The sequence below is a fragment of the Terriglobales bacterium genome, from assembly GCA_035651655.1.
GTDB lineage: Bacteria > Acidobacteriota > Terriglobia > Terriglobales > Acidobacteriaceae > DASRFG01.
Genome location: DASRFG010000037.1, coordinates 83,206 through 103,524, shown reverse-complemented (window position 1 = coordinate 103,524; position 20,319 = coordinate 83,206). Strand labels below are relative to the sequence as shown.

General features: G+C 57.2%; 22 protein-coding genes. 10 read left to right on the top strand and 12 right to left on the bottom strand.

The window, feature by feature from the left end:
- Nucleotides 1–41: 41 nt before the first annotated feature.
- Nucleotides 42–572, bottom strand: a complete 531-nt coding sequence (locus tag VFA76_17715) for a BON domain-containing protein (protein HZR33687.1) — start codon at nt 570–572, stop codon at nt 42–44.
- Between the two features lie 117 nt (nt 573–689).
- Here VFA76_17715 and VFA76_17710 point away from each other — a divergent pair, with 117 nt between their 5' ends.
- The 7 genes from VFA76_17710 (at nt 690) to VFA76_17680 (ending at nt 7,651) form a co-directional block, all read left to right on the top strand.
- On the top strand, nt 690–2,492 hold the full coding sequence (locus VFA76_17710) for an alpha/beta hydrolase-fold protein (protein ID HZR33686.1): 1,803 nt from the start codon (nt 690–692) through the stop codon (nt 2,490–2,492).
- A 414-nt stretch (nt 2,493–2,906) separates the two neighbouring features.
- Nucleotides 2,907–4,610: a nitrite/sulfite reductase gene (locus VFA76_17705; protein HZR33685.1), complete on the top strand. Its 1,704-nt coding sequence runs from the start codon at nt 2,907–2,909 to the stop codon at nt 4,608–4,610.
- Nucleotides 4,611–4,641: 31 nt separating this feature from the next.
- The gene (locus VFA76_17700; GenBank protein HZR33684.1) at nt 4,642–5,259 is read left to right on the top strand and encodes a bifunctional precorrin-2 dehydrogenase/sirohydrochlorin ferrochelatase; all 618 of its coding nucleotides are present in this window, start codon (nt 4,642–4,644) and stop codon (nt 5,257–5,259) included.
- Entirely contained in the window at nt 5,256–6,071 is an 816-nt protein-coding gene (cobA, locus tag VFA76_17695) for a uroporphyrinogen-III C-methyltransferase (GenBank protein ID HZR33683.1), read from the top strand. Before VFA76_17700 ends, cobA begins: the two co-directional genes overlap by 4 nt.
- 9 nt (nt 6,072–6,080) lie before the next feature.
- Nucleotides 6,081–6,767 carry a phosphoadenylyl-sulfate reductase gene (locus tag VFA76_17690; protein ID HZR33682.1) on the top strand — a complete coding sequence of 229 codons (687 nt, stop codon included), beginning with the start codon at nt 6,081–6,083 and terminating at the stop codon, nt 6,765–6,767.
- A 325-nt stretch (nt 6,768–7,092) separates the two neighbouring features.
- Nucleotides 7,093–7,293 (top strand): cold-shock protein, encoded by a 201-nt coding sequence (locus VFA76_17685; GenBank protein ID HZR33681.1) that lies wholly within the window; start codon nt 7,093–7,095, stop codon nt 7,291–7,293.
- Nucleotides 7,294–7,417: 124 nt separating this feature from the next.
- Complete coding sequence (locus VFA76_17680) at nt 7,418–7,651, top strand: hypothetical protein (protein ID HZR33680.1); 234 nt, start codon at nt 7,418–7,420, stop codon at nt 7,649–7,651.
- 45 nt (nt 7,652–7,696) lie between these two features.
- Here the strand turns inward: VFA76_17680 and VFA76_17675 are convergent, their stop codons facing one another.
- The 7 genes from VFA76_17675 to VFA76_17645 all read right to left on the bottom strand — a co-directional run bounded on the left by VFA76_17675 (nt 7,697) and on the right by VFA76_17645 (nt 14,654).
- Nucleotides 7,697–8,668 carry a hypothetical protein gene (locus VFA76_17675; protein ID HZR33679.1) on the bottom strand — a complete coding sequence of 324 codons (972 nt, stop codon included), beginning with the start codon at nt 8,666–8,668 and terminating at the stop codon, nt 7,697–7,699.
- Nucleotides 8,669–8,731: 63 nt separating this feature from the next.
- Nucleotides 8,732–10,423: a M28 family metallopeptidase gene (locus VFA76_17670; protein HZR33678.1), complete on the bottom strand. Its 1,692-nt coding sequence runs from the start codon at nt 10,421–10,423 to the stop codon at nt 8,732–8,734.
- Between the two features lie 139 nt (nt 10,424–10,562).
- Entirely contained in the window at nt 10,563–12,047 is a 1,485-nt protein-coding gene (gene ftcD / locus VFA76_17665) for a glutamate formimidoyltransferase (GenBank protein HZR33677.1), read from the bottom strand.
- A 45-nt stretch (nt 12,048–12,092) separates the two neighbouring features.
- Entirely contained in the window at nt 12,093–12,674 is a 582-nt protein-coding gene (locus VFA76_17660) for an acyloxyacyl hydrolase (GenBank protein ID HZR33676.1), read from the bottom strand.
- 155 nt (nt 12,675–12,829) lie between these two features.
- On the bottom strand, nt 12,830–13,579 hold the full coding sequence (locus tag VFA76_17655) for a YebC/PmpR family DNA-binding transcriptional regulator (protein ID HZR33675.1): 750 nt from the start codon (nt 13,577–13,579) through the stop codon (nt 12,830–12,832).
- A gap of 240 nt (nt 13,580–13,819) precedes the next feature.
- On the bottom strand, nt 13,820–14,281 hold the full coding sequence (locus VFA76_17650; protein HZR33674.1) for an AI-2E family transporter: 462 nt from the start codon (nt 14,279–14,281) through the stop codon (nt 13,820–13,822).
- A gap of 43 nt (nt 14,282–14,324) precedes the next feature.
- A complete protein-coding gene (locus VFA76_17645; GenBank protein ID HZR33673.1) occupies nt 14,325–14,654 on the bottom strand; it encodes a hypothetical protein in 330 nt (109 codons plus the stop codon).
- Between the two features lie 179 nt (nt 14,655–14,833).
- Here VFA76_17645 and purQ point away from each other — a divergent pair, with 179 nt between their 5' ends.
- Together purQ and VFA76_17635 are read left to right on the top strand one after the other, a co-directional pair.
- Nucleotides 14,834–15,532: a phosphoribosylformylglycinamidine synthase subunit PurQ gene (gene purQ / locus VFA76_17640; protein HZR33672.1), complete on the top strand. Its 699-nt coding sequence runs from the start codon at nt 14,834–14,836 to the stop codon at nt 15,530–15,532.
- A 157-nt stretch (nt 15,533–15,689) separates the two neighbouring features.
- A complete protein-coding gene (locus VFA76_17635; protein ID HZR33671.1) occupies nt 15,690–16,232 on the top strand; it encodes a BON domain-containing protein in 543 nt (180 codons plus the stop codon).
- 61 nt (nt 16,233–16,293) lie between these two features.
- Here VFA76_17635 and VFA76_17630 read toward each other — a convergent pair whose 3' ends face one another.
- On the bottom strand, nt 16,294–17,409 hold the full coding sequence (locus VFA76_17630) for a D-glycerate dehydrogenase (protein HZR33670.1): 1,116 nt from the start codon (nt 17,407–17,409) through the stop codon (nt 16,294–16,296).
- A gap of 300 nt (nt 17,410–17,709) precedes the next feature.
- Between VFA76_17630 and VFA76_17625 the strand changes: the two genes are divergently transcribed.
- Nucleotides 17,710–18,366, top strand: coding sequence for an outer membrane beta-barrel protein (locus VFA76_17625; protein ID HZR33669.1), 657 nt, complete (start codon nt 17,710–17,712; stop codon nt 18,364–18,366).
- Nucleotides 18,367–18,440: 74 nt separating this feature from the next.
- Here VFA76_17625 and VFA76_17620 read toward each other — a convergent pair whose 3' ends face one another.
- From VFA76_17620 to VFA76_17610, 3 genes are all read right to left on the bottom strand, one after another.
- Nucleotides 18,441–18,893, bottom strand: coding sequence for a thioredoxin fold domain-containing protein (locus tag VFA76_17620; protein HZR33668.1), 453 nt, complete (start codon nt 18,891–18,893; stop codon nt 18,441–18,443).
- Between the two features lie 15 nt (nt 18,894–18,908).
- On the bottom strand, nt 18,909–19,007 hold the full coding sequence (locus tag VFA76_17615) for a thioredoxin family protein (GenBank protein HZR33667.1): 99 nt from the start codon (nt 19,005–19,007) through the stop codon (nt 18,909–18,911).
- A 79-nt stretch (nt 19,008–19,086) separates the two neighbouring features.
- The gene (locus tag VFA76_17610; protein ID HZR33666.1) at nt 19,087–20,283 is read right to left on the bottom strand and encodes a pyridoxal phosphate-dependent aminotransferase; all 1,197 of its coding nucleotides are present in this window, start codon (nt 20,281–20,283) and stop codon (nt 19,087–19,089) included.
- Between the last annotated feature and the right edge of the window lie 36 nt (nt 20,284–20,319).

Genomic DNA, 20,319 nt, shown 5'->3' with positions numbered 1-20,319 from the left:
TAACAAATTAGTAATAAGACGACGTGTAAACAGTTCCCGTATTATTTCGCAACTACCAGATTGTTAGTCACGGAGAAGATGCCGGGAACACCGCGGGCGCGGATGTAAACCAGGTTCTTGTCGGCCTTACTGTCCACTACGCCTTGCAGATCTACGTTGCCATTCTTAACGATGATGCGAATTGGTTTAACCGGGGGCAGGGCGTAACGTTGCAGGGACGGGTAGCCATAGATAGCGCGATAAAGGGTACGCCGCAAGCTATCGTCCGCGGGAGATGGGGGAAGCACCTCGATTTTGTTGATGACCTGCTCGACACCTTCAATCTTCTTGACAGCGTGTTCTGCATCCGACTTCAGAGTCGGGCGGGTCACGGCGCCCAATAGGGTTACGTTGTAGCCATCAACCTTGTAGGCGATATTGTCGAACACGTCGAAATAGGGCAGCATCAGGATTTCATGCCGCACCTGCTTTTGGATGCGCTGCACGGCCTTTGCCGATGGGGCGCGTTGCGCGGCGGCGGGAAGAAATGCGGCGAGAATGGCGACCAAAGAGAGTAAAGGCTTGTTTCTCATCTGAGCTGGATGATAACACCAGACACGGTGGTCGATGCCGGCTGCCATCTCCCCTGCTGCCTTGACATTTCTTCGACTGGCAATTACACATGGACACCATTTTCCGACAGGTGATCCATGAGACTCCGGGTTATCCCCGCAAGGCTGCTGTTGGTGACGGTCCTGGTTGTGCTCGGCGGGAACGTGCTTGCTACGGCTCAAACTGCCGCGGCCGGAACTGGGCTGCGATTTGAAATCTCTTTCCCCAGGCAAGCGAATGCGACGCCCCTCGATGGCCGTATCTTGTTGCTGATCTCCAATAATGACCGGGCGCAGCCGCGATTTCAGATCAGCGGCGAGAATCCGGTGGAGTCGCAGCAGATGTTTGGGGTGGATGTAGAAGGTCTTGCCCCCGGAACTGCCGCGGTGGTGGACTCGTCTACGCTCGGATATCCAGCAGAGAGCCTCAACAAAGTACCGGCAGGCGATTACTGGGTACAGGGCCTAATCAACATTTACGAGACGTTTCACCTTGCGAACGGGCACACGGTAAAGCTGCCGCCGGACAAAGGCGAAGGCCAGCATTGGCAAGTGAAGCCGGGCAACTTATATAGCAGGCCGCTGAAGGTGCATCTCGATCCCAATTCCGCCCAGATGGTGCGCATCACGCTGAGCGAAAAAATCCCACCGGTTGAAGAGGAAGCGCAGGACGTGTATGCAATTTTGGATGGGTGGGTCAAACTGCCCGAGGAACCGATCGTTGACAATAAATGGGTGAAGCATCTGCGCATTCAGAGCAAGCTGCTCTCGCAATTCTGGGGGCGGCCGATGTATCTAGGCGCTATCGTGCTGTTGCCGGAAGGGTGGGAGGAGCATCCCAATGCGCGATATCCGCTGGTAGTGCAGCAGACCCATTTTCATCGCGACATCTCTGAGTTCGCGCCGTTTCGCACGCAACCACCGCCGGCGGGGATCAAAGATCCAGAGGCGCAGTTGGCCGCGAAGTATGGTTACAAGTTCTTTCAGGATTGGACGGCGGGAAGATTGCCGCGAGTAATCATCCTGCAAATCCAACATGCGAATCCGTACTTCGATGACTCGTACGCGGTGAACTCGGCCAACCTGGGACCGTATGGCGACGCGATCACGCAGGAGCTGATTCCATACATCGAGCAGAAGTTTCGTGCCATAGGCCAAGGGTGGGCAAGGGCGGTATTCGGCGGCTCTACCGGAGGATGGGAGGCGTTGAGCTCGCAGGTTTTCTACCCGGATTTTTACAACGGCGCTTGGGTGTTCTGTCCCGACGTGGTGGACTTTCGCGCGTACGTCACTACTAATCTGTACGATGACGAGAATGCTTATTTCGTTGAGGGGCCGTACGGACGCGTGGAACGTCCGGGAGCCCGCAAACCCGACGGGCTGGTGCTCTCCACGATGGAACAGAACAATCGCTACGAACTGGTGCTGGGTACGAAAAGCCGCTCCGGCGACCAGTTTGACATATGGCAGGCGGTGTTCAGTCCGGCTGGCGACGACGGTTATCCTAAGGAGATTTATGACCAGCGCACGGGCAAAATTGACCATGAAGTTGCGGCGTACTGGAGAGATCACTACGACCTCAGCCATATTCTGCAGCGCGACTGGAAGACGTTAGGCCCGAAGTTGGCTGGCAAAATGCATTTTTACGTGGGCGAGGCAGACACTTATTATTTGGATCGGGCTACTCACCTATTGCATGACTTTTTAGAGAACACAAACGATCCCTATTATCACGGGACATTCGACTTCGGCATGCGCCGTCCACATTGCTACACCGGAGGCTCCGATCCCAACCAGAAGGTGAATAATCTGACTACCACGCAGCGGGTTTTGCCGGAGATGGTAGAGCACATGGAGAAGACCGCGCCGAAGGAAGCAGATGTGAAGAGCTGGAAGTATTAGGGGTTGTAACGATCCAGTTAGTGCAAAGTCCCCGCCCGGGCAAAGCTTGAGCCGAGCACCCTGAAGAGTGGGGACCCCGCAGAGTAGAGTTGCATCGGTCAGTATTGCCGAGATGTAACAGATGTTATTGGACTGAAAATAAATTGATGCGCCGGTCAATCCAGACTAATCAGATGATGCGTACGAGGTTTGTTGACGGTTACCGTTCGCGAACATAGAATTTCAACTTCATGTTAGCTGCCTGCCAGACCCGTTGTCAGTGTTGTATGAGCTGTTGTACGGGTGTGCTCTCTGGCAATGGGAGGCGGCTCTGATCTAAAGATTTTCTGAATTCCGCACTTATACCCCATCGCCAGCAGAGACTGGCGGTGGGTTTTTTGTTTTTGCACGAGTTTGCGGTTGGGAAGCTATCGAATGAACGACGCAGCAAAAGAGACGAAGGCACAACGCGCCGAGCGGCTGAAGCGGGAAAAGAACCCGTGGGAGTGCCTGGACGATATTCGACGCTTCGCGCGCGAAGGATATGACGCGATCCCGCCGGAATGGCTGACGACTTATTTCCGTTGGTGGGGGATCTATACCCAGGGCGATGGAATGGGCGTCCTTAGCGGACAGGGGCGCGAGGGGCGAGCGGTTCCCTACTTCATGGTGCGCATCCGGATTCCTAACGGGCTGCTGCTCTCCGATCAACTACGGACGATTGCCGATATAACGCAGCGCTATGCCCGCGGAGTTGCTGATCTCACGGTACGGCAAAACATTCAATTGCATTGGGTCACCATCGAGGCGCTGCCGGAAATGCTGGATGCGCTGGTGCGATCGGGGCTTACGACGCTCTCTGCCTGCGGTGATGTGACGCGCAACGTCACCGGATGCCCGCTCGCCGGTGTAGATGCCGACGAGATTTGCGATGCTTCACCCTTGGCGATGCAAGTGAACGATTTCCTGGCGGGCAATGCCGATTTCTACAATCTTCCCCGCAAATTAAAGATTTCGATCAGCGGTTGTCGGGTTTGGTGCAGCTATCCGGAGATTAACGACGTGGGCATCGCCGCGGTGAGCCGGCGGCAGAACGGCACCAGCGATGTGGGTTTTTCAGTGCGAGTAGGCGGCGGGCTCTCGACCGATCCGCATCTGGGAGTGCGCCTGAATGCGCTGGTCGGGTGGAAGCAAGTGTTGCCGGTGGTGAAGGGCATCGCCGAATTGTTCCGCGAAAGCGAAGTGCTTCGGGAAAACCGCAGTCGGGCGCGGCTGAAATTTCTTTTTCTACGCCACGGATGGACGGCTGAAAGTTTCCAGGAGGAACTGGAGCGGCGAATCGGGTTCCGGCTGAGCGCGGCTGTTCCTGAGCAAGCGCCGCAGGATGTTTATCGCGACCACGTCGGCATTCATCCGCAGAAACATTCGGGACTGGCATACGTCGGCGCGGCAGTGTTGCGGGGACGGATCACGGCTGAGCAAATGCGCGCGGCTGCCGACTTGGCAGACCAGTACGCCGACGGTGATCTGCGGACCACCAATATGCAGAACCTGGTGGTGGTGAATGTCCCGCAGCAGAACGCGGCGCAGCTGGCGAAAGAGCTGGAAGCAATAGGACTGCCGGTGAGTGCGTCGCCATTCTGGCGGGGAGCCATTGCGTGCACCGGCAGTGAATTCTGCAAACTCGCTTTGACGGAGACGAAGAGTTTTTCGCGATGGCTGGTGCAGGAACTGGAAGAGAGGCTTCCCGGTTTCGAGCAGCATTTGAAGCTGCACGTGACCGGATGCCCGAACAGTTGCGGACAGCACTGGATCGCGGACATCGGTATTGAGGGCAAAAAAATCAAGCATGGTGACCAGCTGGTGGATGCGTACTACTTCTGCCTGGGCGGCGCGGTTGGAGAAAACGCGGCGGTGGCGCGTCCAGTTGGATATCGGTGTGTTGCTGCCGAAGTGCCGGACGCGATCGAGCGCTTACTGCGGCGATATCTCGACTACAAGTTCCCGGGGGAGAACCTGCGGCGATTTTTCGCGCGGCACAACGAAGAGGATCTGCGGGAATTTCTGGCGGGCGACGTGGTCGAGGCGGCTGCGCGCGACCAGTCTCCGGGACGGGTGCCGCACGGAGCGGAAGGTTAAGGCTGACGGTCTTCGGGTGTGGAAGGAGTCTATGGAGCTTTTCCCAATGTTTATGAAGCTGACGGGGCGGTGGTGCCTGGTGGTGGGCGGGGGCAAGGTTGCCGAACCAAAAATCCAAAGCTTGCTGCAGGCGGGCGCTACGGTGCGCGTGATCGCGTTGGACGTGAACGAGCGAGTGAGCCAGTGGGCGCGAGAAGGTTCGATTGTCTGCGAGCTGCGGGCCTTCCGGCCAGGCGATCTAGAAGGGCAATTTCTGGTGATTGCCGCGACCGATTCAGATGAAGTGAACCACCGCATTTATGCAGAGGCGCGCCGTCGCGAAGTTTTGTGCAACAACGTGGACGACCCTGAGCACTGTGATTTCTATTATCCGGCAGTGGTCCGCCGCGGACGGCTGCAGATTGCGATCTCGACCGGAGGGGAAAGTCCGGCCCTGGCTCAGAGGCTGAGAGCGGAGCTTGAAGAGCAATACGGGGAGGAGTACGCGGGCTGGGTGAGCGAATTGGGCGAGACGAGACGGAAATTGCTGGCGGCCGATCTGGATCCTGAACAGAGACGCCGGCGCTTGCACCTGCTTGCCAGCCGGGAATCTTTTAAACGCAGCATCGGATCCGGGGCACAGCCTGGCAAGAGAAAGGTGCGTCGATGAGCGCGAATACGAAAGGCAAGGTTTATCTGGTGGGGGCTGGGCCGGGCGATCCCGAGCTACTCACTTTTAAGGCGCTGAGGATTCTAAGAGCGGCAGATGTTGTGCTGCACGATGAGTTGGTCGGGCGAGAGATATTAAGTTTGGCCTCAGCGTCGGCACTGGTGCGCAGTGTGGGCAAACGCTGCGGCAGGCAAACCATTACGCAGGAGGGGATCAATTCCCTGCTGGTGACCTACGCTGCCGCGGGATTGCAAGTGGTGCGGCTCAAAGGCGGCGATCCACTTATCTTCGGCCGTGGTGGCGAGGAAATCGAAGCTCTGCGCAAAGCTGGCGTTGAGGTTGAAATTGTCCCCGGAGTAACCGCTGCATTGGGCGCCGGGGCGGGCGCGCAGATTCCGCTCACCCACCGCAATATTTCTTCGGCCTTGGTCTTCATCACAGGGCACAGCGCTGACACGCACGATGCCAAGCAGTGGCGGGCCCTAACCGCATCCGGCGCGACGCTCGTGATCTACATGCCAGGCTCTGATTACCACGATTTAGCCGAAAAGTTAATGGCCGCCGGGGTGAAGGCGGAGACGCCTTGCGCACTTGTATCCGGGGCCACAACCTCGGAGGAGAGGACGCTCTTGACCAGCGTGCGTGAGCTGCCGATGGCTTCGATGTCGGCGTCGGCGCCGACGGTTTTGATTGTAGGTGAGGTGGTGCGGCTAGCAAAGCAGCAGCGAAGAGTCGGCGAGAGTTTGTCGGAGTTGCTGATTGGTCAAAGAGTGGCTGCTCTCGAAAATGCAGCATCGCTGGCTGGAGATTAAGGTCGAATCATGAAAGAAGAACTGGCAAAGATCGAAGCCTTGGCGGAGAAGTGGACACCCGATCAGGTACTGCGCTGGGCATTCGAAACATTTGGCAACAGCGTGGCAATGGCATCCGGATTTGGCGCCGAAGGAGTGGCCCTGATTGACATGGCGTCTCGGGCGCGACCGGATTTTCGCGTGTTCACGCTGGACACTGAGTTTCTGTTTCCCGAGACATATCAATTGGTGGACAGGATCGAGGAGCGGTATTTGATCAAGGTTGAGCGCGTGTATTCGGAACTTACGGCGGAACAACAGGCCGCGAAACATGGGCCAGCACTATGGAAGCGAAACCCCGACCAGTGCTGCGATCTAAGAAAGGTCCTGCCTCTGAAGTCAAAGTTGGCCACATTGCGGGCATGGATTACCGCGATTCGCCGCGACCAAACGGTGGCGAGGGCGAGCGCAGCGAAGATAAGTTGGGACGATAAGTTCGGGCTGGTGAAGATCAATCCGCTGGCCGATTGGAGCACGGAAAAAGTGTGGGAGTACATTCGCCTTCATGACGTCCCTTACAACCCGCTGCACGAGCAGAATTTTCCCAGCATTGGCTGCACTCATTGCACCCGAGCTGTCCGACCGGGTGAGGATCTCCGCGACGGACGCTGGGCAGGTTTCGCCAGGACTGAGTGCGGATTGCACGTTACGTCGTGAGTTCATTGCCACAAAAGGACAAGAAGGGTTTAACCACAGAGGCCACAGGGGGAATTTTTTTGAGGTCGTTTGGCGAAACTCTGAGTTCAATGTTGGCAAAGCTAGAATCTTTACCACAAAGCACCAAGGATCACGACGTAAGGCTGGTTTCTAACCATAGAGCACACAGTGGTAGGTTCAGGCGTTCGCCTCAAGAGCTGTATTCATGTACAATAGAGGTGCGTTAGATTCGATTCCGTTCTTGCAGCTCTCGCTTATCAGCTTGTACCTGCCTGCAGCAGATTCCCTTCCAGCGTAAAATTCGAAAGGAAACACAATCAACACTATGGAACAAGGAACAGTAAAGTGGTTCAACGACGCCAAAGGTTATGGCTTCATCAGCCGTCAAAGCGGTGAAGACGTATTTGTGCACTTCTCGGCCATCCAGGCGGGCGGCTTCCGCAGCCTGCAAGAGGGCCAGACGGTGCAATTTGAGGTGATCAAGGGACCCAAGGGCTGGCAGGCAGACAAAGTACAACCTGTATAGTTCCGTAATTCGAAAGAGTTAGGAGAAGGCGGCCGCAACCCGGCCGCCTTTTTTCTTGGGCCATCCAGCGCCTTGCCGGGCGCATCTTCTTCTCCGAATGCGGCTTCTCTGAGTGGGGTGAACCATGGGGCAAAAAGATACCGCGGGCGATCCGCGAACTGACAAAATCCGAGAACTAGTGGAAAAACGTAATCAATTGAATGCAAAGGTCCGCGACATGTACGAAGAGATGCGGGCCATTGATCTGGACATCGCCAATATACGACGCTACCTGCAGAATGAGACGCAGCCGCCGGCGTCCGGGACGAGGCCGGAACCACCTGACACGACGCTACAAAACATGGGCGAAAAGAGCTAACCTGCGGCGGGAGGTTCGGTTTTAAATACCGGAAGCCAGCCCTGGTTAAGCAGGTAAACTCCGCCCGATTCCCTGTTCCCTTGCGCGCTCGAGCAGGCGCCCCGCGACAACGACGTCGTAAATTCCCAGACCAAGATTCACCAGCAGAACCCGGTCCTGCCTGCGGGTGCGAGCAGGAGAGAGTCGCGCGATGGCGAGCGCCAGCTCAGAGGCGTCTGGCCATGCCTGGAAGCTGCCTTGATCGCGATAGTAATTAAACGTGGCAACATCGTCAGCAAAAGCGCGGTCGAAAGCAGCAGCAGAAGCGGCGGAGAAGCTGGCGTCGTGGTCTATGGGACAGGCGAAAATGCCGGGTGCGAGCCATTCCGCGCGAATGGGCGCCGGGCCTCCGGCGCTCGGCCAAGGCGCGGCGGTGACCACCACATCGGCGTCACGAACAGCCAGCTCGGGTGAAGCGACGGCTTCGACAGCAACGCCGTGGGTCTTCTCCATCTCTTTGCGGTAGCGTTCGCGGCTTTCGCGATGGGGCGCGTACACCTTCACGCGACGAAGATTGGGCAAAACGTGCTTCAAGGCGGCAAGATGGGCGCGCGCCTGCTGACCTGCGCCTAACATCCCGAGGGTCTGTGATTCGGGATTTGCAAGGACACGAGCGGCGGCCGCAGTGGCTGCTCCGGTGCGAGCAGCGGTTATCCAGCTGGCGTCGAGTATTGCCTGTGGCAAGCCGGTCTCGGGATCGTTCAGAACAATCAATCCGCCGACCGTCGGTAATCGCAACGACTTATTGCTCGGATAGGCGTAAACCCATTTGATCCCGCAAGCTTTCGCGCCCTGCACCCAGGCTGGCATGGCTTGCAGAAGAGCACCGGGCCGGGGATGAACGCTCGGCTTGGGCGGCATCTCCACTCGACCATGCGCTTTGTCGATGAGCGCCAATGTCACCAGCTCGACGATCTCGGGCATGGCGAGGCCAATTGCCTCTATGTCGTGATGGGAAAGGTAGAGCAGGTCGGGCATAGCGCAGTCAGGCGACGGTGCGCGGTCGCTTATGGACCGCAGAATGTCGGTTGCTCAGTCCATTCACTGGCCGCCGCCAGCCGCAGAGGAGCGGGATTTCGCAAACTTGGCTCCGAAGAAGTCGCCCACATTCCAGGCAGGTCTTTGCGCTTGCTGGGCGACCTCATATCCAACCAGAAAATTCAGCCGCGTGGACTTGGCGGCGGAATCGAAGTTGAGTGGCTGGTCCATGTTGTCTTTGGGCGTGTGATAGATGGTCGTGTTCCACTTTTTCATGATGGCGGCCCCGTCGAGCTTGGGATCGGCCGCCTTCAGACCTTCGGTGATGTTTACCGCGGGCACACCCTGGCGGACGAATGAATACTGGTCGCTGCGGATAAAGTAGACCTCTTCCGGCATGGGGTCGGGACTGATTTCCAGGTTCATTCGCCTGGCGGCAACCTCGACGTCCCCACCCAGAGTGGAGTGCTCGGCGCCCAGCGCCACGACGTCTTTGAGAGGAAACAGAAGGCCGGGAGCGCCATCAATGTTTACGTTGGCGGCGAGTTGCTCGGCGGGGACGGTGGGAAAGTGCGCGTAATAGTCCGAGCCGAGCAGACCCATTTCTTCGCCGGTCACAAACACAAAAAGTATGGAGCGACGGGGCGGCTGAGGAAGCGTGGTGAATGCATGCGCGATTTCGAGCAGGGCGGCGGTTCCCGAGGCATTGTCGAGCGCCCCGTGGCAGACATTATCACCTTCTACCGGATCACAAATTCCGAGGTGGTCGGTGTGGGCGGTATAAACAACGTACTGGTCGCGCAACTTGGGATCGGAGCCGCGGAGCACGCCAATAACATTAGGGGCGGTGATGCGCTCGTGACGACTCACGGTATGAATCTTCGCTGTAACCGCCAGCGGAAAAGCCTGGGACTTGCTGGCGTTGGCATCGGCACATGCTTGTGCAAACGTTTTAGGCGCGCCTGCGAACAGCATGTCGGTGCCGCTCTGGCTGAGAAGACCGCCGGCGTGCAGTTCGGGAAATGAGTCGGCGGGCACGCCTTTCACATCCAGCCAGCGCATGTCGCCTTGGCGGATCTGAGGGACGATCCACTTCCACGCATAGCGTTTCTGGTCTTCCGGCGTCATCATGGCGAGAACGCCAATTGCGCCGTGCGCGACCGCATTGCGGGACTTGACGACGCCATCGGAGTAGTAGGCGCGCTCGGTAGAAGGAAAACGCGCGGGTGCGCCGTAGAGTATGGCCACCAGTTTTCCGTGAACATCAACCCCGGCGTAGTCGTCATAGTGCTGGTCAGGAGCGGTCACGCCAAAGCCAACGAAAACTACGGCAGCATCCACGTTGGTGTCGGTGTAAACAGCATCGCCGGAGGTGGCGAATTCTTCGCCCTCGCGCAGAGCTTGCGCCTTGCCGTCGCGCACAAATTCGTAAGAGGTTTGCTCGGTTGCCAGAGTGATTTTGCGCAGCGGTACGGATTGGAACCAGGTACCGTTCACGCCAGCAGGCTTCACGCCTATCGCTTCCAATTCAGTGGCAACGTATTGCGCCGCGATCTGGTGGCCGCGGGTGCCGGTACCTCGACCCTCGAGCAAGCTGTCCGAGAGAAAACGCATGTGAGCGCGGATTGCGTCCGGTCGGATGCTATTCATGGCGGCGTCGGCGGTGCGCTGGTCGGCGCGCGACAGCTGCTGTGCGGCGGCGGAGGCGAGCGATAAGGAAATCAGGGAAACAATAGGGATAAAACGAGGCAACATAACCTGCTCCTGATTGGAAAATTGTGCGCGCAGGGGAGCGTATCCGGAAGGTATGGACGTGTCAATTGCAGGAAAAAGCTCTAACCACAGAGGACACAGAGGGCACAGAGAAAAAAGAAAAAAAGGCCTGAGAGTTCGATTAGATGGAGCCTGCGGCGCGGACGGCGGACACTTTCTGGCGGACCTCATGGACGAATGTCTTGTCGGCAAGATCTTCCAGATTGATTTCAACATTGGCGAGCGCGCCTTCAACCGCAGCGTTAGCGAGGGCAAGCGCGACCGTTAAGTCGGAGGACATTTTCGGGTTAGTGATGGGGCGCAGACTCTCGACAATGCGGGCTACCTCACGCGCGCGTTCGGCCACTCCCAACGGAATGCTGGTAGCGCCCTTTAGAGCCTGAGTGATGGCGCCATCGCCATTGGCGGACTCTTTGGCCTGTTTATAAGCTTTCACCACGGCGTTGTATGAGTCGGCATCGGCGTCAATCGAGGTCTTCAACTCCTCGCGCAGAGTGGAAAGGCGGGCAATGGCGTCGCTGAGTTCGCGTTCATATTGAAGATAGTTTTTCTTGCCGCGTGACATAGAGGCGACCATGTGCCCCAGCGCTGCGGCCATCGCGCCGCTGGCAGCCGATGCGCTGCCGCCTCCGGGAGTGGCGGTAGGCGCGGCCAACTGCTCGACGAAGGGCTCTACTCCGGCGCGCAACCCGCCGACCGCCATCTTGCCGTTCATGACCGAGATGAGCCGATTCTCCAGAATCAGCGACGAATCGAAATTCTCTACCTGCAGAAACCACTCGGCTGCATTTTCCAAGGCTTTCTTCGGAATCAAGCCAACGATCTCACTGCTCAGCGGCTGCACGCCATAACGTGCGGCCTCGCGCTTGACGTACTCGAAAACCCGCGCGATCGGGGTTTGTTCGAAGTCGGTGAGGTTCATAGAAACCTGGGCTAGACCACGCACCGGCACCCCCATTCCCTTCACATATCGCAGGCCGCCGGAGGAGAAGCGCACCGCCTTGGCGACTTTCTTTGCGATCTCGACATCACTGGTGTTGAGATAGACGTTATAGGCGATAAGAAATTTGCGCGCGCCCACAACCGTGGCGCCAGCGGTCGGATGAACGCGCGCCTCGCCGAAATCAGGGCGGCGCGCCGGATTGGTGGCAATCTCCTGGCGTATGCCTTCGAACTGCCCGCGACGGATATTCTCCAGGTTCTGGCGCTCGGGCGTAGTGGCCGCAGCTTCGTACAGGTAAACGGGAATCTTGAAGCGCTTCCAAATCTCTTCCCCCACCTGGCGCGCCATGGCCACGCAATCCTCCAAGGTGACACCCTCGATGGGAATGAAGGGAATCACGTCGGCGGCACCCATGCGTGGATGCGCGCCCTGGTGCTGATTGAGATCAATTAGCTCGGCCGCTTTGCCTACGCCGCGGATGGCGGCTTCCTGGATGGGCCCGCGATCGCCGACCAACGTGATGACGCAGCGGTTATGGTCTGCGTCCATCTCGCGGTCGAGCAGGTAAACGCCTTCCACCTTCATCGCTTCGATGATGGCGTCAACTTTGGCTTTGTCGCGCCCCTCCGAAAAATTGGGCACACATTCAACCAGCGTGGGCATGAAGGAAGGATAAAGGGCGAGGCCAGTGGCTGCAACCTGGAGGCGTTAGTGACGGCGGAAGTGATTGAGCCCGATCAGAAATTGCACCGTGTTAATGCCGGGATTAGGCTCGGAGAGTCCGGCATTGGAGATGTGAACGTAGCGCAGCGCGAATACGGGATTCCATTTGCGACCGAGGTACTGCAGACCGACCGCCGCCCCCGGCGAAAAGTTCACATTCGAAGTGCCGAAGGGGACTTCATGGTTGGTGTAGAGGCTTCCACCGCTGATTTCGACATAAGGAGCAATCCTCCCATGAGAATTAAAGTTCCACTTGAAGATAACAGGGTTAATGTTTGCCCCAATTGAGTTCTTGCGCTGGGCAACAAAATATAAGGGAGAAACGTCTACGGCGTATTCAAAGCTGCCGCGCAATGGCCCGGGTCCATGTGGAGCGGTCAGGATCCAGCCATAACGAACGCCGATAGAGAAGACGCCGGAATTGGCGGTGCTGCCGGTGGTGCCGCGGCCGCCGCTGACCCAAAAAGAAATTTCCCGAGAACCTGGAGCCGGAAGGTCCTGCGCATGCAGCACTTGAGCGCCAAGCAAAAACAAGGCGAAAAAAGAAACAGCCGCCGAGACTTTCATACCCGCACCGTTCGGGGTTTCGGCGCCGCAAACGATCAGCGGGAGCCGAAGTAAATCAGATGCTTGCGGCGCTAGTTAAGAAGCAAAAAAGTAGGGCAAGATAATCAGAGCTGCCGAAGGGCAGCTCGGGGGGGAGGTACACATGAAGTAAAGCTTTAGGTGGCGACCTCTTCCAGCAGCTTCTGATCCACGTCGAAATTGGAATAGACGTGCTGGACGTCATCGTGTTCTTCCAACGCCTCGACCAGGCGAATCATCTGGGTGGCGTTCTGGCCCTCAAGCTTGATGTAATTTTGGGGGACCATGGCGACTTCGGCATGAGTGGGGTTGATGCCTGCCTTCTTCACCGCTTCGAGCACGGGCTCGTAACTGTGAGGGTCGGTCAGGATCTCCCAGTTTTCGCCATCTTCCTTCAGGTCCTCGGCGCCCGCCTCGAGCACGATGTTCATCAAGTCGTCTTCTTTAGCTAAGGACTTGGGGATGTTGATGTCACCCTTCTTATGGAACATCCAGGACACCGAACCCGCTTCGCCCAGATTACCGTTGTGTTTGGTGAACATGTGGCGGATTTCACTGACGGTGCGATTCCGGTTGTCGCTCGAGAGCTCCACCAGGACAGCTACTCCGCCCGGACCGTAGCCCTCCAGATTGAACTCCTCGTAAGTGGCTCCCGGCAGCTCGCCGGTGCCGCGCTGCACGGCACGTTTGATGTTATCCGCCGGCATGTTCTCGGCTTTGGCGGCAGCAATGGCGGTACGCAGACGCGGATTGTGGTCGGCATCTCCACCGGCGGCCTTGGCTGCCATGGTTATTTCCCTGATGAGACGGGTGAAAATCTTGCCCCGCTTGGCGTCCAGGGCGCCCTTTTTATGCTTGATTGTGGCCCATTTGGAATGGCCAGACATGGTCGAACCTCGTTAATGAACTTATAAGTGCGAAGGATTCGCGAGCGGGCGACAGATGCCCAGAATCTATGCAGGCAAACAGGAATTATAGCATGCTGTTTTTGGGAGTTTGGCTCAGTTTGGGCGAGAGCGATGCCTCGCTAAGTACAACGAGACTTTTACCACAGAGGGCACAGAGGATACAGAGGTTAGCACGAGGGATTCGGCTTCGGCGGTCGTAACAGGTGCTCGGAATGACAATTAGCTGCTGCGCGCGTTATGCGCTTTATAGGCGTAGAGCACGGCGAGCAGCGGCGCGGACAGCAGCACTCCCCAAAACGGAATCAGGATTCCGAGAACAATGGGAGTAAAGAGCGAAGCCCAGATGGGCACGCGGTTCATGCGCTTCATAAGCAAGGGCTGGAGCAGCAGGCCGTCAGCTACGACGATAACAGCGTAAAGGATCAACACATAAAGCGAGCGCTCCCATCCTCCCGAAATCATGGCCGTGAATGCCGGGCCTATGAGTCCCAAGACCGGTCCGATGTTGGGGACAAATTGCAGCGCGCCCCCGAGCAGCGCCCAGAAAGGAGCCAACGGCACGCGAATGACTAGAAGACCGATATACCACAGCAGGCCCACGATCAGGGCATCGTAGCTCTGAGCGATAAACCAGCGCTGCAGGGCGGTGCCGGTGATGCGCAGGTGGTCGCGGAGATCCATTGAGTCAGCAGCCGCTGAGTTCTTCCAATTTTATAGGTTTCCACTAATTGGCAGAGGCCGCTGCGCTGCGGAGTTGTGCTTCTCGATCCCGCTCAGACAAAACCAACCGGCGATAGACGAGGAAGTAGTACAGAGCAGAACTCGATGGAGGTAGAAAGAATAGTGCGGCGAACCACACTGCCCTTTTTGCCCAATGAGAACGGTCAACCCCGAACCAGAAATACCACATAGCTACCCAAATCACCGCCCCTCCGAGAATGGTCGGAAAGAACACCACCTTGAGCGCCGCCGCCAAGAGAGGCGCATTCGAGAAGTTGGTCTGGCCGCTGGCGTTGAGGGCAGTTGAAACTCCCATCAAAAGGCCAGAAAACATCAGGGCTAACAACGCAGAAGCCAAATACAGGCGTTCAGCTGTTCGGGAGGTGACCCAACTTCGGGAGATCGGAAGGTACAGCATTACGCGACCTTAAGTGCGACACGTGATCGTAGGGCGGCCCATTATATCTCTGAATGCGCAGGTTTCAACCCGTGCTAAACTCGAGGCAAATCACCATGAAATTTGGCGTGCTGGTTTTTCCCGGTTCGAATTGCGATCACGATGCTTACTGGGTGCTATCCCAGGTGGCGAAGCAACCGGTTACCTTTCTGTGGCACGAGTCCCATGACTTGGAAAATTGCGACGCTATCGTGGTGCCCGGCGGCTTCGCTTATGGCGATTACCTGCGTACCGGCGCGATCGCGCGCTTCTCGCCGGTAATGGAATCGGTGCGCCGATTTGCGGAAAGCGGCGGGCTGGTGATCGGCATCTGCAACGGTTTTCAAATTCTTTGCGAGTCCGGGCTGCTGCCGGGCGCGCTGATGAGGAACGTGGGCCTGAAATACGTGTGCAAGCCCGTCCATGTGCGAGTGGAAACCACAGACACTCCCTTCAGCAATGCGTGCCAGCAGGGAGAAGTGCTGCAGATCCCTATCGGCCACATGGAAGGCAATTATTTCTGCGATCAGCAGACACTCGAAAAATTGCAACGCGAGCAGCGCATAGTGTTCCGCTACTCGACTCCCGCCGGGGAGATCACTGCCGAAGCCAATCCCAACGGCTCCTTCGATAACATTGCCGGCATTTGCAGCGAACGACGAAATGTGTTGGGCATGATGCCGCATCCCGAGCGCGCCAGCGAAGCTGAGCTGGGCGGAACGCAAGGGCTAAAAATCTTCCAATCCATGGTTGCTGCTGCTGTGGGCGCACGTTAGTTGCAGCGAGCATCTTCCGGCGTCGTCTCCGCGTGCTAAGTGGCGGTGTTAAGGTCACGTGGCAGCAGCTCTCCTCCGTTGATTGTTTCAGCCCTCCTCCGGTGATGTACCAGCATCAGATTCTCTGTTTCCAGGAAGCTTATTTCGGAGGACAACCATGCGCTTATCACGTTTGACGGTAACCCTTGCGGTTCTGCTGCTGATGTTTGGTGTGGCGTGCAGCAAGAACCAGCAGGCGAATAACGTAGACATGAAGGACAACGTCACCAAGGCGTTGGAGCAAGCTGATCTGAAGGACGTCAAAGTTGATGAGGACAAAGACAAGAACCTGATCACCTTGGGCGGCAAAGTACACTCTGAGGATGCCAAAGTACGGGCGGCCGAGGTTGCCAAGGCGGCAGCACCGGGGCGGGTGATCGCGAACGAGATCGCCGTAGAGCCGGTGGGGGTGGAATCCCAGGCGAAAACGATTTCCAAGGACGTTGATACGGCAATCGAGAAGAACTACCACGCGGCTCTGGTTGCGAACCACCTGAACGACCAGAAGATTAAGTTCAAGTCGAAGAACGGGGTGCTCACGCTCAGTGGATCGGTGGATAGCCCTGACGATAAGGCTGCCGCACAACAGATCGCCAGCAGCGTGCCTAACGTCCAGCAGGTGATCAATGAGTTGGAAGTGAAGAACCGCGGAGGGGTGTAGACGCCGCGGAATGAAGGCAATGGGCGGGTCTCTGAGCCAGAGTTGATGGTTCAGAGGCCCGTTACTTTTTGAACGCCTCTTTGTTTACCACGTAGGGCATCTTGGTAACGTCGCCGCCGTAGTTCCCTTCTAGAACATCTATCAGGCCCTGCACCGTGCGGCCAGCCATGCCCTTCTGGGGGTCAGTTGAGAGACGGGTGATGTTGGCGCCGCTGGCGAAATGATGAAAAAGGCGGAGGCGGTCGGCGATGGCAGGATCGCGCAAAAGCGAGTCGTCGGGCAGCGGCTCTTTTTCAAAAACATCGAGGGCCGCGCCTGCAATCCAATTCTCCTTGAGCGCGCGGTAGAGCGCCTTTTCATCTACCACGGGACCGCGAGAAGTGTTTACCAGGTACGCGGTGGGCTTCATCTTGCGAAAATTGGTCTCGTTAAATAGATGATAGGTAGGCGTCTCGCTTTCGCCTTCACGCAAGAGCGGCACATGGACGCTAACGTAGTCTGCCGCGCGGATTGCTTCGTCAAAGCTCGCATACTTGATCCAGTTCTTCTCGGGTGAAATCTTGCTCTGGTGGCGAAGATCCATGGTCTCCTGGATGGCCCGCACATAATCGTGGTTCTGGTATGCCGGGTCGTAGCACAGAATGTTCATGTCGAAGCCGGCACACTTCTTGATCATCGCCAACCCAATACGGCCAGTGCCGATAATGGCTATCGTCTTGCCGGTGACCTCGTCTCCGAGAAACGGAAGATAGGGGTGCCAGGCCCCCCATTTCTTCTCGCGCACCAGTTTCTCGCTGCTCCACATCTTGCGAGCTAAGGCGCCAACCATGAAAAAGGCAAACTCGGCGGTCGCTTCGGTGAGCACATCAGCGGTGTGGGTAAACGGGATTTTGTAACGGTTGGCATCCGCCCGGTTGATGTTGTCGAATCCGACGGCGATCTGGGCGACGACCTTCAGATGGCCTTCTCCCGCTGCGAAGACTTCGGCATCAATGGGATCGCGCAAGGTGGTGATAAGGCCATCAATTCCCTGCTGGACTTTCTTGATGATCACTTGCTTAGGTGGCGGCTCAGTCTCGGGATAGACCTCAACTTCGTACCCACGATTGCGAAGCAGATCGAGTGATTCCCCAATATCACAGGTAGCGAATACGCGAAAACCATTTTTGATTGGCATGAGCCTCTTCAGGAGCACGCTTTCAGGAGCACGTTTCCAGAAAAACCTGGAAAAGTTTTCATTGTACTGGAGAACACAATAATGAATGGCGGGGGGTACATCGCGTAGCAGGGCGGATCATGCTCCGCGGCGAGAATCCAACGCGAAAGTACAAGTACTTTAGTGCCACCGAGTAGGCTCCTAGTTTGTTCATTATTAACGCTGGCGTGACGTCGGTAATCTGGCGAAGTCCGCGCCAAAACGCGAAACTACACGAGTTCCATTGCAAAAAACTTAAACTTTTCGCGGGGGAGAACAACAATGTCGAAGTTGAAAGGACTCGTTGTAGTGATGGCGGTCCTGGTTTCCACAGCCTGGGGCCAGAGCCTGGTTCCGAAATCAGAGTTCACAGGTGGTTACACCTACGGAAGCATGGACCAGAACGTCGGCTTGGGCAGCACTGGCCGGCTAAACGCAAACGGCTGGAATACCGGCGCGACCGCATTCCTGAACAACTGGTTCGGGATTGAAGGCAACGTGGCGGGACTCTCGCACACCGACAGCATTAGCGTCACCAGCGGTGGCCTGTTGGCCAGTGTTTCGGCTTCCGAGAAGCACTACACGTTTGTGTTCGGACCGCGCATGAGCTTCGGCGCCGGACGCGCGAACCCATTCGTTCACGCGCTCTTCGGGCTGGATCGCATGTCTTTGTCGGGCACGACCTCAGTTGCCGGAAGCTCGGTAAGCGTGAGCGGAAGTAACAGTGCTTTCGCAACCGCAATTGGTGGCGGACTTGAGTACGGTTTCAGCAAGCACTTCGGGATCACGACTGGTGCGGACTACTTGATGACCCGCCATGGTCTGCCGACGATTGCTGGAATCACCTTGAGCACCGCAAGCGCGACGCAGAACAACTTCCGCGTCTCCGCTGGTGTGGTGGTACGGTTCGGTGATTGGGGCGGAGCTTCGAAGCGCTAAACAAGCTCGTCCGATTAGCTAACTCGATCTTCAGGCCCGGCTTTGGCCGGGCCCTTTTTTTTGTGAGCGCGGGATCAGGCCGCCCAGACTGAAGCCCGTTTCGCCCAGGTGCTTCCGCTGTATTTCTTCTGGAATTGCTGAGCGGTTTCTTTCAGCGCCGAGGCGTCACCGGTTGCTTTGTATCGGGCAACGCCCGCCCAGTAGAGCGCCTCCGCGGCGGCATCGGTGTTGGGCAGCTGTTCGAGAATTTCCCGGTAACGGCGTTCCGCTTCCTGCCACTGCTCGCGGGCAAATGCTGCGTGCGCCAGTCCCAACTTGAGCTGCGCCAGGAAATCATCGGGCGGCAAGTACCCCTCAAAGCGGTATCGCTCTGTGCCGTCGGAATCAAGAATTACCATGGTCGGCGTCCATTGCGCGCCAAACCGCTGGAAGACTTGCGGCTGTTCCTTGATGTGAATTTTGACGGGAATGAAGTTCTCCCGAATAAAGCTCTCCACCCGGGGATCAGGATAGACCTCGGCATCCAGCCGAGCGCATGCCCCTCACATCGGAGCAGCGTTGAAATCAATGAGCAAGGGTTTGCCGTCGCGACGGGCCTGCGCTAGAGCAGCATCCACATCTCTTAGCCATGCGATTGCCATATGCACCTCACGGAGCAAAGTGAATCCCATTATTCTCGCACAGTTGGAGAGTTCCAGTGCTGCTGGCAAGGCACAGCAGTTATAGATTTTTCTTGCTCCACTGCTCGATCCGCTGCAGGGCGCTCTGGATATTCTCAATTGAGTTGGCTACGCTGAAGCGCAAATAGCCCTCGCCAAAATCGCCGAAGGCAGTGCCGGAGAGGCAAGCCACGCCAGCCTGTTCGAGCAACGCGTCAGCCAGCTTCTTCGAAGCCCAGCCTGTCCGCTTGATGTTAGGGAAAGCGTAGAACGCACCTTTAGGCAACCGGCAGGAAAATCCGGGGATGCGGTTGATACCCTGCACAAATACGTCGCGCCGATGCTGAAATTCCTGCCGCATGTGCTCGACGGATGACTGATCGCCGCGCACCGCCTCAACCCCTGCGACTTGGGTGAAGCTCGCAGTGCAGGAGTTGGAGTTCGTCATCAGGCGCGCCATGTGCGCGGCCAGGTCGGCGCGCATCACCCCATATCCCATTCGCCAGCCGGTCATGGCATAAGTTTTGGAGAAGCCGTCGAGCAGCACGGTGCGTTCTTTGAATCCGTCCTGCGAAATTATCGAATGATGCGAGCCGTCAAAGATCAGGCGGCTGTAAATTTCGTCCGAAAGCACCATGATGTCGCGATCGCCAATGGCAGCGGCAATGTCGCGCACGTCGCGCTCGCTGAGCACCCCGCCCGTGGGATTTTGCGGTGAATTAAGAATGATGAGTTTGGTTCGGTCGGTGATCAGGTCAGCCAGTTCGTTCACGTCCAGGCGAAAATCGAGTTCCTCCTGCAGGCGAATAGGCACCGCTTTCGCGCCCATAAAATGGATCATGGACTCGTAAATCGGGAAGCCGGGATTGGGATAAATTACTTCGTCTCCCTCTTCAACTAACGCCAGAATCAAAAAGAAAATAATCGGCTTGCCGCCGGGGACGACGACTACTTCCTCGGCCGTAACCGGCACGCGACGGCTGCGGCTTACATCTTCCGCAATCGCCTGACGCAGTTCTGGTAGGCCAGCAGAAGGCCCGTAATGCGTCCAACCTTTGTGCAAGGCATCAACAGCGGATTCAACTATGTTGGGTGGAGTATCGAAATCGGGCTCGCCGATCTCAAGGTGGACGATGTTCTTGCCTTGCTTCTCCAGCGCGCGGGCCTTTACAAGAACTTCAAAAGCCGTCTCGGTGCCCAGCCGAGACATGCGCTTAGCCAGGCGCAACTGAGGAATTGTTTTGGTGTTGATCGCCATTCAATGATCTGATTATAGACGTGGATATCTGCTCAC